2 protein-coding genes are annotated in these 902 nt (G+C 68.8%); both read right to left on the bottom strand.

What is annotated here, in order from left to right; translation table 11 throughout:
- Positions 1–271, bottom strand: a 271-nt coding sequence (locus NCCP_RS14830; RefSeq protein ID WP_225873868.1) for an SDR family NAD(P)-dependent oxidoreductase, incomplete at its 3' end; no start/stop codon positions are given.
- 22 nt (positions 272–293) lie between these two features.
- Positions 294–902: MFS transporter (locus NCCP_RS14825; RefSeq protein ID WP_149958055.1), on the bottom strand; the 609-nt coding region annotated here is incomplete at its 5' end.

Here is a 902-nt window from a genome sequence, read left to right as displayed (position 1 = left end):
GCGCGGCCTGGGCCAGCTTCTCCGTGTCCTCGAAGCTGCGCACGTCCACCGGAACCGGGATGCATTTGCCGCCCTCGGCCTCCACCGCGGCGACCGTGTCCCCGACATCGTGGGGATCCGCCGGCAGGTAGCCCACCACCGAATGCGCGCCGGCCCGGGCGTAGGCGACGGCCAGAGCCCGGCCGATGCCGCTGCCGCCGCCGGAGATGACGGCAACCTTGCCTTCAAGCCCGTCGTCGCGCATCATCGGGCCACCATCCTTGGGAGGCATGTGCGCCATGGTCCGTTGAAGGTCATGCGATCACCGTCGTTCTCTGGTGGCTGTCGTGGATGGTACGGGTTCCGGCCATGCACAGGGCCGAGGCGAGCAGGCCGCCGCTGCCGACGATGATCGCCGCCCAGGCGGTGTCCACTCCGGAGGCGAGCAGGATGGTGAACAGCCCCGAGCCGGCGATGCCGCCGATGGGGGCCATGACGTGGGCGACGTTGGTGCCGGTGCCGCGGACATGGGCCGGGAAGGACTCGCCCATGTAGAACAGCAGCGCCGCGTAGGGGCCGGTGAGGAAGAAGAGGGTGAGCGCGTACAGCGGGATGATGATGGCCGGGGTGCCCGGGCCCAGCAGCATCAGCAGGCTCACCACCCCGCCGGCCAGCCAGCCCAGGACGACGGTCAGCTTGCGGGTGATCTTGTCTCCGAGCCAGCCGTGGAAGACGTAGCCGACGAAGCCCACGGCGTTGGCCAGGACCAGGATGAGCAGGGCATTGTCGAAGGAAACCGCCTTGGCCTCCACCAGCACCGTGGTGCCCAGGACGGCGAAGATCTGGATGCCGAACCAGTTGAAGAACCAGGCCAGGGACAGCAGGGTGGTGTGCCGGCGCAGCTGCGGGGTGAAAACGTCCTT

The organism is Zafaria cholistanensis, assembly GCF_008580665.1.
GTDB classification, from domain to species: Bacteria; Actinomycetota; Actinomycetes; order Actinomycetales; family Micrococcaceae; genus Zafaria; species Zafaria cholistanensis.
Note: the sequence above shows the minus strand (reverse complement) of the source record. Positions and strands in the feature narration are given on the sequence as shown.